16 protein-coding genes are annotated in these 17,533 nt (G+C 68.9%); 6 read left to right on the top strand and 10 right to left on the bottom strand.

Annotated features, from left to right (window positions below):
• Nucleotides 1-28: 28 nt before the first annotated feature.
• A complete protein-coding gene (locus tag DDE23_RS16395) occupies nt 29-1,003 on the top strand; it encodes a VOC family protein (RefSeq protein ID WP_107753064.1) in 975 nt (324 codons plus the stop codon).
• A 4-nt stretch (nt 1,004-1,007) separates the two neighbouring features.
• On the opposite strand, the gene DDE23_RS16400 is transcribed toward DDE23_RS16395, so the two are convergent.
• The 9 genes from DDE23_RS16400 to DDE23_RS16435 all read right to left on the bottom strand — a co-directional run bounded on the left by DDE23_RS16400 (nt 1,008) and on the right by DDE23_RS16435 (nt 11,457).
• Nucleotides 1,008-1,313, bottom strand: coding sequence for a hypothetical protein (locus DDE23_RS16400; protein ID WP_107753066.1), 306 nt, complete (start codon nt 1,311-1,313; stop codon nt 1,008-1,010).
• A 9-nt stretch (nt 1,314-1,322) separates the two neighbouring features.
• Complete coding sequence (locus tag DDE23_RS16405; RefSeq protein ID WP_107753068.1) at nt 1,323-2,369, bottom strand: hypothetical protein; 1,047 nt, start codon at nt 2,367-2,369, stop codon at nt 1,323-1,325.
• Nucleotides 2,366-2,770, bottom strand: a complete 405-nt coding sequence (locus DDE23_RS16410; protein WP_107753070.1) for a DUF4383 domain-containing protein — start codon at nt 2,768-2,770, stop codon at nt 2,366-2,368. Before DDE23_RS16410 ends, DDE23_RS16405 begins: the two co-directional genes overlap by 4 nt.
• Complete coding sequence (locus tag DDE23_RS16415; RefSeq protein ID WP_107753072.1) at nt 2,767-4,251, bottom strand: FAD-binding oxidoreductase; 1,485 nt, start codon at nt 4,249-4,251, stop codon at nt 2,767-2,769. Before DDE23_RS16415 ends, DDE23_RS16410 begins: the two co-directional genes overlap by 4 nt.
• A gap of 89 nt (nt 4,252-4,340) precedes the next feature.
• Nucleotides 4,341-5,606 (bottom strand): OpgC family protein, encoded by a 1,266-nt coding sequence (locus DDE23_RS16420; protein ID WP_107753074.1) that lies wholly within the window; start codon nt 5,604-5,606, stop codon nt 4,341-4,343.
• Nucleotides 5,593-7,380 carry a glucans biosynthesis glucosyltransferase MdoH gene (gene mdoH / locus DDE23_RS16425; RefSeq protein WP_107753076.1) on the bottom strand — a complete coding sequence of 596 codons (1,788 nt, stop codon included), beginning with the start codon at nt 7,378-7,380 and terminating at the stop codon, nt 5,593-5,595. Before mdoH ends, DDE23_RS16420 begins: the two co-directional genes overlap by 14 nt.
• Before the next feature lie 10 nt (nt 7,381-7,390).
• Nucleotides 7,391-7,564, bottom strand: coding sequence for a hypothetical protein (locus DDE23_RS25165; RefSeq protein ID WP_157958052.1), 174 nt, complete (start codon nt 7,562-7,564; stop codon nt 7,391-7,393).
• Complete coding sequence (locus tag DDE23_RS16430) at nt 7,561-9,177, bottom strand: OpgD/OpgG family glucan biosynthesis protein (protein ID WP_107753479.1); 1,617 nt, start codon at nt 9,175-9,177, stop codon at nt 7,561-7,563. Before DDE23_RS16430 ends, DDE23_RS25165 begins: the two co-directional genes overlap by 4 nt.
• A 288-nt stretch (nt 9,178-9,465) precedes the next feature.
• Nucleotides 9,466-11,457 carry an acetoacetate--CoA ligase gene (locus DDE23_RS16435; RefSeq protein WP_107753078.1) on the bottom strand — a complete coding sequence of 664 codons (1,992 nt, stop codon included), beginning with the start codon at nt 11,455-11,457 and terminating at the stop codon, nt 9,466-9,468.
• 342 nt (nt 11,458-11,799) lie between these two features.
• Between DDE23_RS16435 and DDE23_RS16440 the strand changes: the two genes are divergently transcribed.
• A complete protein-coding gene (locus tag DDE23_RS16440; RefSeq protein WP_107753080.1) occupies nt 11,800-12,993 on the top strand; it encodes a multidrug effflux MFS transporter in 1,194 nt (397 codons plus the stop codon).
• A gap of 4 nt (nt 12,994-12,997) precedes the next feature.
• Here DDE23_RS16440 and DDE23_RS16445 read toward each other — a convergent pair whose 3' ends face one another.
• Entirely contained in the window at nt 12,998-14,143 is a 1,146-nt protein-coding gene (locus DDE23_RS16445; RefSeq protein WP_107753082.1) for an aminotransferase, read from the bottom strand.
• Nucleotides 14,144-14,257: 114 nt separating this feature from the next.
• On the opposite strand from DDE23_RS16445, the gene DDE23_RS16450 reads away from it, so the two are divergent.
• The 4 genes from DDE23_RS16450 to DDE23_RS16465 all read left to right on the top strand — a co-directional run bounded on the left by DDE23_RS16450 (nt 14,258) and on the right by DDE23_RS16465 (nt 17,491).
• Complete coding sequence (locus DDE23_RS16450) at nt 14,258-15,145, top strand: LysR family transcriptional regulator (protein ID WP_107753084.1); 888 nt, start codon at nt 14,258-14,260, stop codon at nt 15,143-15,145.
• A gap of 87 nt (nt 15,146-15,232) precedes the next feature.
• The gene (locus DDE23_RS16455) at nt 15,233-15,712 is read left to right on the top strand and encodes a formate dehydrogenase subunit gamma (protein ID WP_107753086.1); all 480 of its coding nucleotides are present in this window, start codon (nt 15,233-15,235) and stop codon (nt 15,710-15,712) included.
• Nucleotides 15,712-17,238, top strand: coding sequence for a formate dehydrogenase beta subunit (locus DDE23_RS16460; RefSeq protein WP_107753088.1), 1,527 nt, complete (start codon nt 15,712-15,714; stop codon nt 17,236-17,238). The genes DDE23_RS16455 and DDE23_RS16460 overlap by 1 nt, the downstream gene beginning before the upstream one ends.
• Before the next feature lie 34 nt (nt 17,239-17,272).
• Complete coding sequence (locus tag DDE23_RS16465) at nt 17,273-17,491, top strand: DUF4287 domain-containing protein (protein WP_107753090.1); 219 nt, start codon at nt 17,273-17,275, stop codon at nt 17,489-17,491.
• Nucleotides 17,492-17,533: the final 42 nt, after the last annotated feature.

Raw genomic sequence — 17,533 nt, forward strand, 5'->3', positions numbered from 1 at the left:
CCTGCCTTGGGCAGCGGGAGGGCGGCGCATGGCACTGACGGCATTGGCCTATCTGGGCATCCGCTCGGAACGGCTGGAGGATTGGGGCGATTTCGCCAGCGGGCTTCTGGGCATGCAGCGGATCGACCGGGGCGGCCGGACCCTCGCCTTCCGCATGGACAGCCAGCAGCAACGCCTTCTGGTCAGCGACGAGGCCGGTGACACGCTGGCCTTCATCGGCTTCGAGGTCGCGGCGAAGGCCGACCTCGACCTCCTTGCCGCGCGGCTCGATGCGGCGGGCACCCCGGTCCATCCGGGCGATGCAGCGCTGGCCGACCGACGGCAGGTCGGCGCGCTCGTGTGGTTCTTCGACCCGATGGGCAACCGGATCGAGCTGGTCCATGCGCCGCGCCAGACGCCCGAGCCCTTCACCCCCGGCCGCCCGATCGAGGGCTTCAAGACCGGCCCCCTCGGCATGGGCCATGCCGTCCTGCATGTGAAGGACGTCGTGGTGATGCTGCCGTTTTACCGCGACCTGCTGGGCTTTCACGTCTCGGATTACGGGCTCACGCCCTATCCGCTCTATTTCTTCCACCTCAACCCCCGGCACCACAGCTTCGCCATGGTCGGGTCAGGCGGGGCGGGGTTTCACCATTTCATGGTGGAATATCGGAACCTTGACGATGTGGGTCAGGGCTATGACATCGCAGGGCTCGACCCCGGGCGCATCGCCTATACGCTGGGGCGGCACACCAATGATTACATGACCTCCTTCTACGCCAAGACCCCGTCCGGGTTCTTTGTCGAAAGCGGCTGGGGCGGGCGGCAGATCGACCCCGCGACATGGGAGCCGCTTGAGACCCATGACGGGCCCAGCTTCTGGGGGCACGAACGGCTCTACCTGCCCGAGGGGCCGCGGGGAAAGATGCGCGAAATGCGGATGGAGGCCGCACGGCGCGGGGTCCGGGCGCCGCCTCTGGTGGATTGTCCCTGGCTTTACGATCAATGGACCGGGGGCCGGTAGGGGCTCAGCCCTGCGGGACCGGCTGGCGCAGGAAGCCGGGAATGCAGGCTTCGAGCCCCGCGGGCAGCACCAGCCAGGCCCCGGCGGCATAAAGCCGCGCGGTCAGGTCCGGCCCCTCGGACCGCAGGGTCAGGGATACGGGCGAGCGCCCGGTGACCGCGACATCGCCGGGCAGGGCGGCCAGCAGGCTGGCGGGCGGGAAGGGCACGAAGGCGGCGGGCGCTTCGCCCCCCAGCCGCATGACCAGCGCCAGCGTGGCGATCCAGCCCAGAAACAGGATCGGCAGCGCCAGCAGCAGGCGCCGGATCATCGGCCCGCCTCAGTAATCATGGATATGCTCCAGCCGCAGCCCCCTTGCGTCGAGGCCCCGCAGCGTCTCGGCCAGATCCGCCACCGGCACGAGGAACAGATGCCGCGTGTCGCCGTAGCCCTGCCGCGGCAGGTCGAGCATCGCGCCCTCCTCCTGCTCCCGGTCCGAGAGCGCGGTAAAAAGGATCCGGTCATTGCCCGCCATATCGACGAAGCGCGCCCCCTGCCCCGCCCAATCGGCCAGAATGCCGGTCAGTTCGCGGTAGCGCGGCGTCTCGACCTCATACCCCTCGCCGACCGGGCGCAGCACCGTGACGCCGGGCGTTGCGGCCAGTTGTTCGGGCGTCAGCCCCCCGACTACCATCTGCAAGGTCAGATCGTCCTGCCCCGTCGCCGCCACCGCCCCGGCGATGGCCCCGGCATAAAGCGCCCGGGTCCGGTGTTCGAGGCCCAGCGCGAAAGCCCGCTCGCGGTCGCGGAAGACCCCTGTATTCGCCGCATCCAGCGCCGCGGCATCGGCGCGGAAATCATAGCGATACCACGGCACCTGCTGCAGGAAGCGCGCATAACCCGCCGCCTGCTCGGCCGAGAGCCGGTCCAGCGGCGCCGGTTCCGGGCCGCGGATCAGGGTGGCGATCCGGCCCAGCGTCTCCTCGTAAGCGGCCTTCATCGCCATCTCCAGCGTGAAGGACACGCCGATGACATAGATCGTGGTCTTGGTCTCGCCGTCGATCTCGCCCAGCGCGGCGCTTTCGCGGGTCAGGGTGCAGGCCGAGGACCAGAACCCGGCGATCCCGCGCAGGAAGCCGTAGTCATGGGGATCGCCGGTGCGGATCACCTCGGCGTAATCGTCATAGGCATGGACGATGTGCCATTCGGGATAGGTCAAGAGCGTGCGGATCGCGGGCCGGGTTTCCGAGGACAGCGGGGTGTGCGCGACCGGCGCGGCCTCGCCCCGGCACATCGTCTCGACCCAGAGGACCGGCGCGGCCAGCGCGACGATCACCAGCGCCAGCGCCCCGGCCAGCCAGGCGACGATCTTCAGGATCAGCCTCATTTGCGGACCGAGACCAGACCGGCGACCAGCGCCACCGCGCCCAGCCCGATATGCGGCAGGTTGGCAGCGATCCTCAGCCAGCCGAAATCGGGGCCGAGGCTGTCGTTGGTGAAGATGCCGAAATCGAGGTAACCCCAGCCGGTCAGCAGCCCCGCGACGCCATCGCCCAGATAGGCCGCCCCGAAGAGGATGAGGAAGGTCTGCGCCGCCCGCTGCGACCTGAGCCCGGCGAACAGCGCCCAAAGCGCCGAGACGAGGTGCAGCGCGTCATCGAACGGGTCCAGCGCGAAGATGCCGAAGGCCAGCCCCTGATCGTCGGTCAGCCCGGGAATGTAGTTGATCGCGGCGGCGCCCAGCAGGATCACCGCATAGACAAGGCAAAGAAGGCGGGCGGGGGTCATGAGCGCTCCAGATACGTGTCCCAAAGGTTGTTGCGCAGCGTCAGCGCCGGGTCCAGCGCCCGCTTGGCCGCAGCGAATTCCCCGGCCCGCGGATAGGCGGCGCGGAATTGCGCCTCGGTCGCATGCGGGCGGTAGGGCAGATAGTATGTCCCGCCCAGCGCCACGATCCGTTCAATCAAGGCCTGCGTCATGCGGCGATGATCGGCCTCGGCCCGCCGGGTCATCTCTTGCGTGAAGGACATGACGGCGGCGATGCGGGGGCTCGGCGAATGGGCCAGCACGCTGTCGGGATCGGCGCCGACATAGCGCAGGGTCACGTTCAGGAATTCGACAAAGGCGTCGGGGATCACCTCGCGGCAGACCTCTAGGAAGCCGTCGAAGGCCGCGGGCGGGACGAAATATTCGTGCAGGATGTCGACCCGGGACGGGTTGCGGTCATCCAGCGTCACCACCGGCTCGTTCATCAGCGAGTTGCGCGTGCTCTCGCCCGCCAGCCTCGGATAGAGCCCGCTTTCCACCCACCAGCGCAGGTCCTTCAGCGCCTCGCGCCCGACCTGCGCGCGGTAGATATACGAGGCCAGATGCGCCGTCAGCCCCGATCCGGTGGCGGCCGGCAGGTCGGACTGGTCGGCGGTGGGGCTGTAGGTCACCAGCATCGCCTCCTGAAACAGCGAGCCGCGCGCGACATTGAGGCGGCCATAGGCCATGGGGATACCGGGATCGTTCACCGCCTGCAGGAAGGCGGCCGGGAAATCCGCGGCGGGCATCACCGCAAAGGAGGGAGCCAGGCGCTGGTTCGGCACCATGTCCAGCTCCATGTCGACAATGAGCCCGATCAGCCCGTAGCCGCCCATCGCCAGCCGGAATAAGTCGGCATTCTCGGTCCGGGACGCGGTGACGAGGCTGCCATCGGGCAGCACCATCCGCAGCGAGCGCACGGTCGCGCCCATCGGCCCGTAAGGCACCGGCCAGCCATGGGCATTCACCGAAAACGTCGCGGCGACGCCGAAATCGTGGTTCGACTGCATGACGGCGGGGGAAAAGCCGATGGCGTCCAGCGCCGCGATGACCTGCGACCAGCGCGCGCCGCCGTTGACACGGTAGGTCTGCGTGACAGGGTCGGGGTCGATCCAGGCGTCATCCACGGTGATGGCGTGCCCGTCCCGCGGGATCGCCTGCCCGCCCATGGAATGCCGGGCGGCGCCCACGTTGACCGGGCGCCCGGCGGCGCGGGCGGCGGCCAGTTCGGCGCGGAAGACCCCGACCAGCGCCTCGCCCCGGGCGGCGGGGCGGATGTGGGAATGGATCGGCGTGGCCGAGAGCAGGCTCGCGTCGTTCAGCAGCGTCGGTCCGGCCGCCTCGCCGCCCAGGGTGGCGATCCCGTTGCGGGGTGCCAGTCCCGGCGCCCAGCCGCGACCGGCCCAATAGCCCGCCACCGCCCCGCCGCCCAGCAGCAGTCCCCGCCGTGTCAGTTTGCCCATCATGCCCCCCGCGCTGCGACATCGCGCCACGCTAGGCATGCGCGGATCGGGGTGCAAGCCGGGGGCGACAAACGCTGGCCGTTCGGCGCCTATTCGGCCGGATGCGGCAGCGGCGACCAGCCCGGGCCATTGGCCGGGACCGGCGCCTTGGCGAGGAGGGGCGCAGGCGCAGTAACCGGGGCGGCAACCGGCGCGGGCGCGGTCGGACGGCGCTTTTGCGCCTTCTGCCGCTCGGCCAGCGCGGCGATGGCGATGCTCAGCGCGATGCCGAGGGGTGGCAGCAGCCAGGCCATCCAGGCGGGATTGTCATAGCCCGCCATCAGCACCTGAAAGACCAGCGACAGCACCGTCCCCGCGGCGAAGACCAGAAGCCCGTGGCGCCCCATCAGCCGCAGGGGCGCAGCCCAGGCCTGCCCGCAGAGCACCCGCACCGAGGCGAGGCTCGCCATCACATAGACCAGCGCCAGGATATGCAGCAGCCGGGGCAGCGAGACATAGGTCTTGTCATGCGCGGTGAAGAGGGGCGGCGCCCCCAGCCGCTGCGCGCGGGCCATCTGGTGGTTCAGCACCTCGCCCAGCCCCGGCAGATAGCGCCAGGCCAGCACGAGAAGCAGGAACCCCGCCGCCAGCGCGATCAGCGCCGGGTGACGCGGCACCAGCCGCTCGCCCTTGCGCATGGCAAGCCCGGTGGCGAGGCCGACCATGAAGATCAGCTGCCAGGACAGGGGGTTGAAGAACCAGCCGCCCGGATTGGGGTAATTGGGCAGGTTCAGATACCAGATCCCCGCCGCCAGCCACAAAGCCAGCGACAGCGCCAGCAGCAGCCGCGGGCTGCGCAGGCCGATCAGGATGGCGAAGGGCGCCGCCAGCATCAGCACCGCATAGGCGGGCAGGATGTTCACGTAGCCCAGCTGGTGCGTCAGCAGCGGGATGCCCAGAAGCGCGGCCTCGGTATTCTCGAACACCTGCCGCAGGTTGATCGTGGTCAGCAACTCCGGCAGGTTGAAGATCAGCGAGCCCCCGGCGAAGATGGCGATGGCCCAGAAGGTCAGCAGGATCTGCGCCTGATAGAGGGTCCAGGCCCGCCGCCAGACCGGCTGCACCGCCGGCCAGAGACCGTGCTCGGCCCGTTCCTCGCCGGAAAAGCGCCCGGCATAGGCCAGCCCCACCGCCACGCCCGAGATGACGAAGAACGCCTCGGCCGCGTCGGAAAAGCCCCAGTTGCGCAGGGTGAAGCGCTCGTAGGGATTGCCGGGCACATGGTCGATGAAGATCATGACAAGCGCTGCGCCGCGAAAGGCGTCGAGGCGGGGATCGCGGGCCCGCGGCAGGCGGGGGGCGTCAGACCGGGGCATGACCAGCCTCGCGGATCGGCGGCTCGGGCGTGGCGGGCGCGGTCCCGCCCCAGTCGGCGAGGATCGCGTGATAGCGGCGCACGACCGGCGCGGGCGCGGCCTCGTCGGGGACGGCAAAGACGCTGCGGCCGATGGCGCGCGAGGTCAGGGCGATGATCAGCGGCGCCACCACCATCGGCAGGCAGACCGGCGTCAACCAGAGCGTCAGCTCCGGCGCGACCTGCGCCACCAGCACCAGCGCCGCCACGCCGACGGCCGAGATCCAGAGCCCCGCCTGCACCCCCTGCCCCAGCGTCAGCGAACCCTCGCCGCGCTGGTTGGCGGGCCAGCCGCCGTCGCGCCCGGCAAAGACCTGCATCACGGCGCGGCTTTGATACATCAGCATCAGGGGCGCGATGATCGAGGTCAGCGCGATCTCGACCAGCACCGAAAGCCCGGCCTTCAGCCCGCCGCCGAAGCCCCGCGCCCGGCCCGACAGGATCGCGCCGGTCAGGATCGCGACCTTGGGCAGCACCAGCAGACCGGCGATGCCGAAGACCAGCGTGGTGATTTCCTTGGTGCGGTCCGAGGGGAAGACCGGGAACAGCAGATGCGGTTCGGGGAAGTAATCGGGGGGCGGCGCCTTGATGGTGGCGACGATGGAGGCGATCATGAACGCCCCCCAGAGGACCGAGACCAGATAGGCGAAGATGCCTTGCAGAAAGACGAAGCGGCTCCACATCGGCAGGCCGGGGGCCAGCAGCAGGCGGATATGCTGCAGGTTGCCCTGGGCCCAGCGGCGGTCGCGGCGGGCGAAGGCGAGGATGTTCTCGGGCCCTTCCTCGAACGAGCCCTCGATGGCGGGATCGACCCGCACCGCCCAGCCCGCCCGGGCCAGCAGCGCCGCCTCGACGTAATCGTGGCTGAGGATATGCCCGCCGAAGGGCGGCTTGCCCGAGAGTTCCGGCAGCGCGCAGCTTTCGGCGAAGGCACGCAGGCGGACGATGGCGTTGTGGCCCCAGAAGGGCCCGGTCTGCCCCTGCATCCGCGCCAGCCCCCGGGTGAAGACCGGACCATGGAACGCCGCCGCGAATTGCACCGCGCGACCGAAGAGCGATTGCGCGCCGATGATCCGCGGCAGGGTCTGCAACAGGCCCAGTTTCGGGTCGGCCTGCATCCGCGCGATCATGGTGCGGATGGCGCCGCCCTCCATCAGGCTGTCGGCATCGAGGATCACGGCATAGTCGTAGGCCCCGCCCGAGCGGCGGATGAAATCCTCGACATTGCCCGCCTTGCGGCCGCGGTTGTCGTTGCGCCGCCGGTAGAAGATGCGGCCGGTCCCGCCGGTGATCTGCAGGAGCCGGACATAGGCGTGCCGCTCGCGCAAGGCGCCGCCCGCATCGCGGGTGTCCGACAGGATGGCGATATCGGCCTCGACCCCGGCCGCACGGATCGACTGATCCATGGCGGCGATGCGGGCGAAGGTGGTGACGGGATCCTCGTTGCAGATCGGCACCAGAACCACGGTGCGGGGCGCAGGCCCGGCGGCGAGGTCGGGGGCCGCGACCGGACGCGCCGGGGCGAGGCCGGTGAAGGCCAGCGCCGCGCCCCAGGCCAGCCAGGCGGTCGAGACGAAGATCAGGCTCGACCGCACCACATCCCACAGATCGCGCCCGTCCTGAACCGCCGCCTCGATCAACAGGACCGTCGCCGCCAGCGCCGCGACCAGCGACAGCGTCAGCGCAAGGGTACGGGTGGCGACAGTGCGCCAGTCAGGGGGAAGGGGCTTTGCCATGGCAAGGGTCTCAGGCCCGGGCCCGGGGGATCACGAGCGACAGAAGCCGGTCGAGGAACGGCACCGGGCGTGCCCGTTCCAGCACCTGATGCGGCATGTCGAGGGGCGCCTCGGGCGGTGCCCAGAACGGAGCCTCGACCGCGTCGATGCCTGCTTGACCGGTTACGTTTTCATGCGCGCTCATTGCCGAACCCATTGGTATAGCCACGTTTCCGTCAGCGCCCGGCCAAAGCCGGACAGCCGCGCCCGCAATTCCACCACCGCCCCCGCGGGGGCCTGTACCTCGATCACCAGACGCCAAGTCTCGCTGTCGCCGACCCGGCTGAGGACCATCTCGGTCACCTGCCCGTTCACCGCGCTGACATCAGGGTCAACCTCTTCGGGGTCGATCAGTTCCCCCAAAAGTCCACCGGCGAAGTCGATGACGAATTTCCGCTTGTCCGGCGCCACCTCGGCCCCGGCCACGCCGGCGACGCCGGACCGGGTCCGCACGACGCGCGCCACGTCCGTACCCCCGCTGCCCCGGGGCTCCAAGCCCCAGCTCAACCGGTAGGCGACTTCCAGCGCATCCCCAGCCCGGGTCGGGGCCGAGGGCACCCAATAGGCGACGATGTTGTCGTTGCCCTCGAAGGTCGAGGGGATCTCGATCAGCCGGACGACGCCCTGCCCCCAATCGCCCAGCGGTTCGACCATCAGCGAGGGGCGGCGCTCGTAATGCGCCTCGGCATCGAGGTAATCGTCGAAACGGCGGCTGCGCTGGATCAGGCCGAAGGATTGCGGCGCGGTCATCGTCAGGTAGGACGAGGCCAGCCGCGGCGGGTTGTTCAGCGCCCTGAGCAGGGTCTCGCCGCCGCGGGTGTTGACCACCAGATATTCGCTGTCATGCACCGAGACGCGGAAATCGCCCGTCGCATCGGGATCGGCGCCGCCGAACATGAACATCGAGGTCAGGGGCGCGATGCCCAGCTGCTCGACATCGCGCCTGAGGAACAGCCGCGCGGTCACCTCCATCTCGGTGTTCTCGCCCGGATGGATGACAAAGCGGTAGGCCCCCGCCACCGACCGGCTTTCCAGCGCCGCGCAGAGCGTGACGCTCTGTTCGCCCGGCGCGGGACGTTCCAGCCAGAAGGCGGTGAAGCGCGGGAATTCCTCGTCACCCGAGAGCGCGGTATTGACCGCCAGCCCCCGCGCGCTGAGGCCATAGAGCGTGCCACGCCCCAGCGCCCGGAAATAGCTGGCGCCGAGGAAGGCGACCAGTTCGTCGAAAAGATCGGCACGGTTCAGCGGCGTCAGCAGCCGGAAGCCCGCGACCCCCGGCATCGGCGCATCGGCCGGGACCTGATCGGCCAGCCCGCCGCGGTATTCGAAATCCGCGGTCGAGAAGGTCATCGGCCGGGCGTTGCCGTCCACGACCTCGTAGACATGCACCGGCTCGCCGAACAGCCAGCCCAGATGGAAGGCCTGAAGACGCAGCTGCATCCCCGGGTCCTGCCAGCGGGTGCGGTCGGTGCGGAACTGGATCCGCTGATAGCCATCGTAATCCAGCGCGGCCAGAAAACCCTCGACCTGTTCGGGATCGGGGGCGGCGCTGGCTGCGGCCTGGCGCATCCGCTCGGTCAGCAGATCGAAGGAAAAGGCCTCGGCCGCCGGTTCGGCAGGCTGCTCGACCGCCTCCTCGGCCCTCAGGCGCGAGGCAGGCAACAGCGCAGCCGCCGCAACGCTGCCTGCCAAAGCGGCAAACAGGCGGCGACGGGTCAGGGACGACGAAACAGGAACGCGGGGCGCAGGGCGCGACAGGGTCTTCAAATGGCAGCTCCAAGAGAGAATCGGGCCTCTCAGGGCGATGATGCTTTTGCTTTTGCGAAAGAAAAGGCAAGGGGGATGCTGCACGGCAGAAACCCGCGCAGCGGAATATCGCCTTCGGCCCGGGGAACCGGCAGCGCGCCGGTCAGGCGACTGAAAAGCGGGCAGAAAAATCGTGACTGCCTGCACGACGTGCAAAGCGGGGAAGCAGGGCCGCACCGGCCCTCTCTGCCCCGCTGATGAGCGAAAGGCGGGGCGCCCCGCCTTTCACATTTCCGACATTCAGCCCCGCTGGCGGGCGAAATCCGCGAACCAGTCCAGCGCCGCCGGGTTCTTGGTCGCGTCGCGGCTGGCGACCTTTTCCAGCGGCGCACCCAAGAGCAGCTTGCGGATCGGCACTTCCATCTTCTTGCCGGTCAGCGTGGTCGGGATCTCGGGCACCGGCACGATCTCGTCAGGGACATGGCGCGGGCTGCGTTCGGTGCGCAGGCGCTTGACGATCTCGGCCCGCTTGGCCTCGTCAAAGGTCGCGCCCGCCTGCATCTGCACGAAGAGCGGCATGTAATAGCCGCCCTTGCCGTCCTCGATACAGACGATCAGGCTGTCGGCGATGCCCTCGATCCCCTCCATGGTGCGGTAGATCTCGGCCGAGCCGATGCGCACGCCGAAGCGGTTGAGCGTCGCGTCCGAGCGGCCCAGCACCACGCTGCCGCCGTGGTCGTTGAACTGGACCCGGTCGCCGTGGCGCCAGATCCCCGGATACATGTCGAAATAGCTGTCGAGGTAGCGCGCGTAATCACTGTCGCCCCAGAAGAAGAGCGGCATCGAGGGCATCGGCTTGCGGATCACCAGCTCGCCCACCTCGCCGATCACCGGCTTGCCGTCCTCGTCGAAGGCCGCCGCGTCGCAGCCCAGCGCGGGCGCCTGGATCTCGCCCGCCCGGACCGGCATCAGCACCGACCCCACGAGGATCCCCGAGCACAACTCCGTCCCGCCCGATTGCGTGGTCGAGAAGAGGTCTTCCTTCACCGCCTCATGCACCCAGGCCAGGATTTCCGGCGTGGCGGGCGAGCCGGTCAGCAGCATCGAGCGCATCGCCGACAGATCGTAATCGCGGCCCGGGACGATGCCCTCCTGCCGGACCATGGTCATGAAGGTGGGCGAGACGCCGAAATGGCTGACCTTGGTCGCCTCGATGATCCGCCACAGCGCGCCCGCATCCGGCCAGGTCGGGTGCCCGTCATAGAGCGTGACCTTGCCGTTCAGCAGCGGCCCGGTCATCAGCGTGTTCCAGACCATCCAGCCGGTGGTGGAATAGCAGAAATACGTATCGCCCTCGCCCATGTCGATGGCGAAGCCGCCGTTCTTCAGATGCTCCAGCACGATGCCATGATGGCCCTGCACGATGGGCTTCGGCAGCCCCGTGGTGCCCGAGGAGAAGAGCGTCCAGAGCGGGTGATCCGAGGCCACGCGCTCGTAGGCAAAGGCCTCGCGCGGGACATCGGCGCCGGTAAAGAGGTCGTCCCAGTTCAGCGTCTCGCCGTGGAAGGCCGGGGCCTTGGCCGCGCCTGGCAGGTAGTCGAGCATCACCAGCGTTTTGGCGCTGGGCAGGTTCGGCAGGATCTTGGCCAGATCGCCGGTGCGGTCAAAATCCTTGCCGCCATAGCGGTAGCCGTTGACGGCGAAGACCAGCGTGGGCTCGATCTGGCTGAACCGGTCGATCACCGTCTGCGGCCCGAACTCGGGCGCCGCGGTGGCCCAGGTGGCGCCGATGGCGGTCGAGGCCAGCATGGCGATCACGGTTTCCGGGATGTTCGGCATATAGGCGACGATGCGGTCGCCCTTCGTCACGCCCAGCGCCCGCAGCTTGGTGGCGAGCTTGCGCACCGCGCCGCCGACCTCGGCCCAGGACATCGAGGCGATCTCGGGCCGGGTTTCCGAGCAATGGTGCAGCATCGGGCGAGACGGATCGCCGGTGCCCTCATGGCGCAGCACCTGCTCGGCGTAGTTCAGCCGCGTGCCGGTGAACCAGCGCGTCCGGGGCATCGGCGCATCGGTCATCACCTGATCGAGCGTGCCGTCCATCTCGATCCCGAAGAAATCGCGCAGCGCCAGCCAGAAGGCGGCGGGATCCTCGACCGACCAGGCGTGCAGCGCGGGATAGCCGTCGAACGACAATCCCCGCGCGGCCAGAAACCGCAGGAACCGCGTCGCAATCGCCCCCTCAAGCCGGTCCGCCCCGGCCTGCCACAGAATGTCACCGTCGGTCGTCATGCTACTGCCTCGTCGTATGGGAATGGCTCAGCGCGGCCCGGGACCCGCAGGGTCGGTGCGGCACCGGGGGCCGCCGTTCTCGGCATGGGTCGCATGCAGGCTCCTCCCGGCCACCGTTTCGCGCGGCCCCAAGTGACCCGCCCGGGCGGCGGGGTGCAAGGGGGAAATGCGCGGCTGTCCGCCCAGCGGCAGAGGCGACGAAGCACCGCCGCCGCCCACCTGCGGGGCGTTTTTCCGCCGGCGCCCCTTGACCCCGGCCCGGAAAAGGCGATTTCCCTTCGGCTGTCGCCGCCCCGCCCGGGGCCTGCGGCACAATTCCCAATTCGCTTCATAGGTTTCCCGATGCGCGATCCCCTGTTCCGCATGGCCCTCGTTCTGGGCCTTCTCTCCGCTGTCGGGCCCTTCGCCATCGACATGTACCTGCCGGCGCTGCCGCAGGTCGCCCAGGACCTCGGCACGACCGAGGCCGGGGCCGGCCTGACGCTGACCGCCTATTTCCTGACCTTCGGCGTGGCGCAGATGATCTGGGGCCCGATGGCCGATGCCATCGGCCGCCGCAAACCGCTGCTGATCGGCGTGGCGATCTTCCTCGCTGCCTCGGTGCTGGCGGCGCTGGCGCCCGACCTCGGCACGCTGATCGCCGCCCGCGCCCTGCAGGCGCTGGGCGCCGCGACGCTGATGGCGGTGCCGCGCGCGGTGATCCGCGACATGGCCTCGGGGCCCGAGGCCGCGCGCATGATGGCGGCGATCATGATCGTCATCTCGGTCTCGCCGATGCTGGCGCCGATCACCGGCTCGCTGGTGCTGGCCTTCGGCACCTGGCGCGAGATCTTCGGCGTGCTTGCCGCGGCTTCGGTCGTCAGCCTGCTGCTGATCACGCTGGTCCTGCCCGAGACCCTGCAACCCGAGGACCGCCGCCCGGTCCGCGTCAGCGCGCTGCTGGCCGGGGCGAAGCGGCTGCTGGGTGACCGGCGCTTCATGGGGCTGACCATGATCGGCGGCTTCGGCATGGCGTCGTTCTTCGTCTTCCTCGCCACCGGGGCTTTCGTCTATACGCGCGAATTCGGCCTGTCGCCGACCGGCTTCTCCATCGCCTTCGCGATCAATGCGGTGGGCTTCTTCGGCGCCTCGCAACTGGCGGGGCGGCTGTCGGCGCGGTACGGGATGCAGCGGGTGATCGCCGTGGCGGTCGCCGGTTTCGGCGCTTCGACGGTGCTGCTGGCGATCCTTGGCTGGGCGGGGCTGGCCTCGCTGGTGGTGGTGGTGGCGGGGCTGCTGATCGCCAACGCCTTCCTCGGCCTCGTGATCCCCACGGCGATGGTCATGGCCATGGACCCCCACCCCGATATCGCCGGGCTCGCCTCGTCGCTGGGCGGCACGATCCAGATGCTGACCGGCGGGGTGATGATCGTCGTGACCGGCCTGCTGCTGGACAATTCCGCCGCCAGCATGACCGCTGCGATCGCGCTTTGCGGGGTGCTGGCCTGGCTGGCCGCGGTGCTGTCGGTGCCGCGGCGCGAGGCGCTGGCCTCGTGATCCGTCACAGGGTGTAAAGCACCCCGGGCGCGGGCAGGCGGGCGAGGAAATCGCCCGTCCGCCTGAGGCCTTCCCGCAGGATCCCGGGCGCATTGGCATAGCCGATGCGCAGATGCCCCTCGACCCCCAGCGCCGAGCCGGGGGTGAACAGCACCCCGGTCGCCTGCAGGAGATCCACGCAGAACTCGCGCGAGGTCATCGGCGCGTCATAGCGCACGAAGGCCGTGGTGCCCGAGCCCGGGCGCACCCAGCTCAGCAGCGGCTGGCTGTCGATCCAGTCCGACAGGATCGCCAGATTGCCCCGGGTGATGGCGCGCGAACGCTCCAGCACCGCCTCGGCCGCCTCCAGCGCCAGCGTGGCGAAATGATCGTCGATCCGGCCGACGCTGATCGTGTCATAGTCGCGGTGGATCGAGACGGCGCGCAGCAGCGCCTCGGGCCCGGCGATCCAGCCCAGCCTGAGCCCCGCCAGCGAAAACGCCTTGGACATGCCCGCGGTGGAGATCCCCTTTTCATAGAGGTCGGCCATCGAGGCGGTGCGCCCGCTCCCCTCCTGATCGGTGCCGCGGTAGACCTCGTCGCAGAGGACCCAGGCCCCCACCGCCCGGGCAATGCCCGCGATCTCGCGCAGCATCGCTTCGGGGATCAGGGCGCCGGTCGGATTGTTGGGATTGGTCAGCGCGATCAGCCTGGTGCCCGGCACCGCCAGCGCCCGCAACCGGTCGAGGTCCGGCAGCCAGCCATCCTCGGCCCGCAAATGCAGCGGCTGGACATCGGCGCCGATGCTGGCGGGGATCGAGTAATGCTGCTGATAGGTCGGCACCACCGCGACCACACGGTCGCCCCGCTCCACCAGGGCCTTGTGAACCAGCATATTGGCGCCGATCGTGCCATGGGTGACGATGATGTTCCCGGGCGTCTGACGGCGGTAGAGCGCGGCAATCGCCTGCCGCAGCCGGTCCGACCCTTCGATGGCGCCATAGGTCATCTGCATCGGCAGCAGCGCCGAGAGATCCTCGTCATTGCGACCGGCGAGGCGCAGCAGCTCGCGGATGGTCAGGCTTTCGACGCAGGTTTCGGCGAGGTTCCACTCGCAGCGCGTCTCCCATTCATTCATCCAGATTTCGACCCCGAACGGTTCGATCCGCATTCTGCCCTCCGATCCTTCCGGGAAGTGAGTGTAATACGACATATCCGCTCGGGAAGCCCAAACCGGCGCTATCGACACCTTTCCGCCGACGCCGCTTTGGCGCAGGATGCCCGGATGATCGACAAACTCGAAATGCTGATCGCGCTGGCGCGTGAACGTCACTTCGGCCGCGCGGCCGAGACCTGCCATGTGACGCAGCCGACGCTGTCCTCGGCGATCAAGTCGCTGGAGGACCAGCTGGGCGTGCAGCTGGTCCAGCGCGGCGCGCGGTTCATCGGCCTCACGCCCGAGGGCGAGCGGGTGCTGGCCCGGGCCAAATCCATCGTGGCCGAGGCGCGGGCGCTGAAATCCGACGTGGCGGTGGCGCGCGAGGGTCTGTCGGGCACGCTGCGGCTGGGGGTGATCCCGACCGCGCTGGCCTCGGTCCATGACCTGACGCGCCCCTTTCTGGACAGTCACCCGGGGGTGCGGCTGAGGATCCTGTCGCTCAACAGCCATCTGATCGTGGAAAAGCTGACCGAGTTCGAGATCGACGCAGGCCTCAGCTATGCCAGCGCCGACCAGCCCGCCGACCGGCTGCCCGGCTACACCACCATGCCGCTGTACGAGGAAAGCTACGCGCTGGTCACCCGCAAGCATCCCGACCTGCCCGCCAGCATGGCCTGGGCCGATGTCGCGGGCTACGAGCTGGGGCTTTTGACCCCCGACATGCAGAACCGCCGGATCATCGACCGCAACCTCAAGCGCGCGGGCGTCGCGGTCACGCCGCGGCTTGAATCGAATTCGATCATCGGGCTGGTCAGCCACGTCACCGAACATCACAGCGCCACGATCCTGCCCTCGCGCACCGCTGTCTTCTATGCCACGGGCCGCGATCTGGTCTGCATCCCGCTGACCGGCGGCGTCTCGGGCATCGCCGATGTGGCGCTGCTGCTGCCGCCATTGGGCCGGCGCACGCTGCTGCTGGATGCCTTCATCGAGAGCATCGCTCAGGAGGTTTGATAGATACACTCTATCAAACCACGGAATTTACAATTTGATTGGCAATCGACTCGCCGGTATCCCGTGATGAACCGACCGGAGAAGCCAATGTCAGCCACACCAGAATTCGGCGATGCGGGTCTTGAGACCCTGCACGAGATCCTGAACGCCCACCGCGGCATGGAAGGCGCGTTGCTGCCGATCCTTCACGCGGTGCAGGAGGCCTTTGGCCATGTCCCGCAAGAGGCGCTGCCGGTCATCGCCAAGGACCTGAACATCACCCGCGCCGAAGCGCATGGCGTGATGAGCTTCTACCATGATTTCCGCGAGAATCCGGCCGGTCGCACCGTGCTGAAGCTCTGCCGGGCCGAGGCCTGCCAATCGGTCGGCGCCGATGCGCTGGCCGATCACGCCCGCGGCAAGCTGGGCATCGACTGGCACGAGACCACCGCCGACGGCGCCGTGACGCTGGAGCCGATCTTCTGCCTCGGGCTTTGTGCCTGCGGCCCGGCGGCGATGGTCAACGGCAAGCTGGTCGGTCGGGCCGACGTGGCGAAACTGGACCGCATTCTGGAAGGGGCGCGCTGATGAAGATCTACCTCCCCCTCGATTCGGCCGCCGTGGCACTGGGCGCCGACGACATCGCCGAGGCGATCACCGCCGAAGCGCAAAAGCGCGGCGTGGCGATCACGCTCATTCGCAACGGTTCGCGCGGGATGGTCTGGCTTGAGCCGATGGCCGAGGTCGCGACCGAGGACGGGCGCCTGGCCTTCGGGCCGATGACGCCTGAGGACGTGCCGGCGCTGTTCGACGATCTGGCCGCCCATCCCAAGGCGCTGGGCCTGACGGAAGAGCTGGACTGGATGAAGCGCCAGACCCGCCTGACCTTCGCCCGTTGCGGCGTCGTCGATCCGACCAGCCTGCATGATTACGAACTGCACCACGGCCTCAAGGGCCTGAAGCGCGCGCTGGGCATGACGCCCGCCGCCATCGTGCAGGAAGTGACCGATTCCGGCCTGCGCGGCCGGGGCGGCGCGGGCTTCCCGACCGGCATCAAGTGGAAGACCGTCCACGACGCCAGGGCCAGCCAGAAATACATCGTCTGCAACGCCGACGAGGGCGACAGCGCCACTTTCGCCGACCGGATGCTGATGGAAGGCGACCCCTTCACCCTGATCGAGGGCATGGCCATCGCCGGGATCGCGGTCGGCGCGACCAAGGGCTATATCTACACCCGCTCGGAATATCCGATTGCCATCACCCAGATGCAGAAGGCCATCGAGGTCGCCCGCGCGGCCGGGATCCTCGGCCCCCGCGTGCTGGGCTCGGATCACGCTTTCGACATGGAGGTCCGCGTCGGCGCGGGCGCCTATGTCTGCGGCGAGGAGACTTCGCTGCTGAACTCCCTGGAAGGCAAGCGCGGCGTGGTGCGCGCGAAGCCCCCGCTGCCCGCGCTGCAGGGCTTCATGGGCAAGCCCACCGTGGTGAACAACGTCATCTCGCTGGCCTCGGTGCCGGTCATCATGGATCGCGGCGCCGCCTTCTACAAGAATTTCGGCATGGGCCGCTCGCATGGCACCATGGCGCTGCAGATCGCCGGGAACGTGAAATTCGGCGGCCTGTTCGAAACCGCTTTCGGCCTCTCGCTGGGCGAGATCGTCAACGAGATTGCTGGCGGCACCGCCTCGGGCCGTCCGGTCAAGGCGGTGCAGGTGGGCGGGCCCTTGGGCGCCTGGTTCCCGACCTCGCTGTTTGACACGCCCTTCACCTACGAGGATTTCGCGGCCAAGGACGGTCTCATCGGCCACGCCGGTCTGACCATCGCCGACGACAGCACCGACATGCTGAAGATGGCCCGTTTCGCCATGGAATTCTGCGCCATCGAGAGCTGCGGCAAATGCACCCCCTGCCGGATCGGCGCGGTGCGCGGGGTCGAGACGCTGGACCGGGTGGCGGCGGGCGATCCCTCGGCCCTGCCGCTGGTGGCGGATCTGTGCAACACGATGAAATCGGGCTCGCTCTGCGCGCTGGGCGGCTTCACCCCCTATCCGGTGATGTCGGCGCTGACGCATTTCCCCGACGATTTCGCCACCGCCAAGGCGGCCGCGGAATGAAACCCGTCCGGCAAGGCGCGTCGGAGGGCTGGTCATGAGCGACACGGTCAAGGGCCCCGCGTCCTATTTCCCCTCGATCGAAAAGACCTATGGCAAGCCCGTCGACCATTGGCTGGCCATCGCCCGCGAGGGGTTGAAGGACCAGCCGCATATGGCGGTGGTCGGTGCGCTCAAGGCCAAGCACGGGCTGGGCCACGGCCATGCCAATGCCATCGTCGCCCATGCCAAGGCGCAAAAGGAGGGCAGCCAATGACCCCTCCCGACCCCAAAGACCTTCTGACCCTCCTGCGTGGCG

Origin of the sequence: Pararhodobacter aggregans, assembly GCF_003075525.1 — a bacterium.
GTDB classification, from domain to species: Bacteria; Pseudomonadota; Alphaproteobacteria; order Rhodobacterales; family Rhodobacteraceae; genus Pararhodobacter; species Pararhodobacter aggregans.

What these genes read in the sequence shown, in the direction of transcription:
- DDE23_RS16395 (WP_107753064.1), top strand. Translation starts at nt 29, where the DNA reads ATGGCACTGACGGCATTGGCCTATCTGGGCATCCGCTCGGAACGGCTG.
- DDE23_RS16400 (WP_107753066.1), bottom strand. Translation starts at nt 1,313, where the DNA reads ATGATCCGGCGCCTGCTGCTGGCGCTGCCGATCCTGTTTCTGGGCTGG.
- DDE23_RS16405 (WP_107753068.1), bottom strand. Translation starts at nt 2,369, where the DNA reads ATGAGGCTGATCCTGAAGATCGTCGCCTGGCTGGCCGGGGCGCTGGCG.
- DDE23_RS16410 (WP_107753070.1), bottom strand. Translation starts at nt 2,770, where the DNA reads ATGACCCCCGCCCGCCTTCTTTGCCTTGTCTATGCGGTGATCCTGCTG.
- DDE23_RS16415 (WP_107753072.1), bottom strand. Translation starts at nt 4,251, where the DNA reads ATGGGCAAACTGACACGGCGGGGACTGCTGCTGGGCGGCGGGGCGGTG.
- DDE23_RS16420 (WP_107753074.1), bottom strand. Translation starts at nt 5,606, where the DNA reads ATGCCCCGGTCTGACGCCCCCCGCCTGCCGCGGGCCCGCGATCCCCGC.
- mdoH (WP_107753076.1), bottom strand. Translation starts at nt 7,380, where the DNA reads ATGGCAAAGCCCCTTCCCCCTGACTGGCGCACTGTCGCCACCCGTACC.
- DDE23_RS25165 (WP_157958052.1), bottom strand. Translation starts at nt 7,564, where the DNA reads ATGAGCGCGCATGAAAACGTAACCGGTCAAGCAGGCATCGACGCGGTC.
- DDE23_RS16435 (WP_107753078.1), bottom strand. Translation starts at nt 11,457, where the DNA reads ATGACGACCGACGGTGACATTCTGTGGCAGGCCGGGGCGGACCGGCTT.
- DDE23_RS16440 (WP_107753080.1), top strand. Translation starts at nt 11,800, where the DNA reads ATGCGCGATCCCCTGTTCCGCATGGCCCTCGTTCTGGGCCTTCTCTCC.
- DDE23_RS16445 (WP_107753082.1), bottom strand. Translation starts at nt 14,143, where the DNA reads ATGCGGATCGAACCGTTCGGGGTCGAAATCTGGATGAATGAATGGGAG.
- DDE23_RS16450 (WP_107753084.1), top strand. Translation starts at nt 14,258, where the DNA reads ATGATCGACAAACTCGAAATGCTGATCGCGCTGGCGCGTGAACGTCAC.
- DDE23_RS16455 (WP_107753086.1), top strand. Translation starts at nt 15,233, where the DNA reads ATGTCAGCCACACCAGAATTCGGCGATGCGGGTCTTGAGACCCTGCAC.
- DDE23_RS16460 (WP_107753088.1), top strand. Translation starts at nt 15,712, where the DNA reads ATGAAGATCTACCTCCCCCTCGATTCGGCCGCCGTGGCACTGGGCGCC.
- DDE23_RS16465 (WP_107753090.1), top strand. Translation starts at nt 17,273, where the DNA reads ATGAGCGACACGGTCAAGGGCCCCGCGTCCTATTTCCCCTCGATCGAA.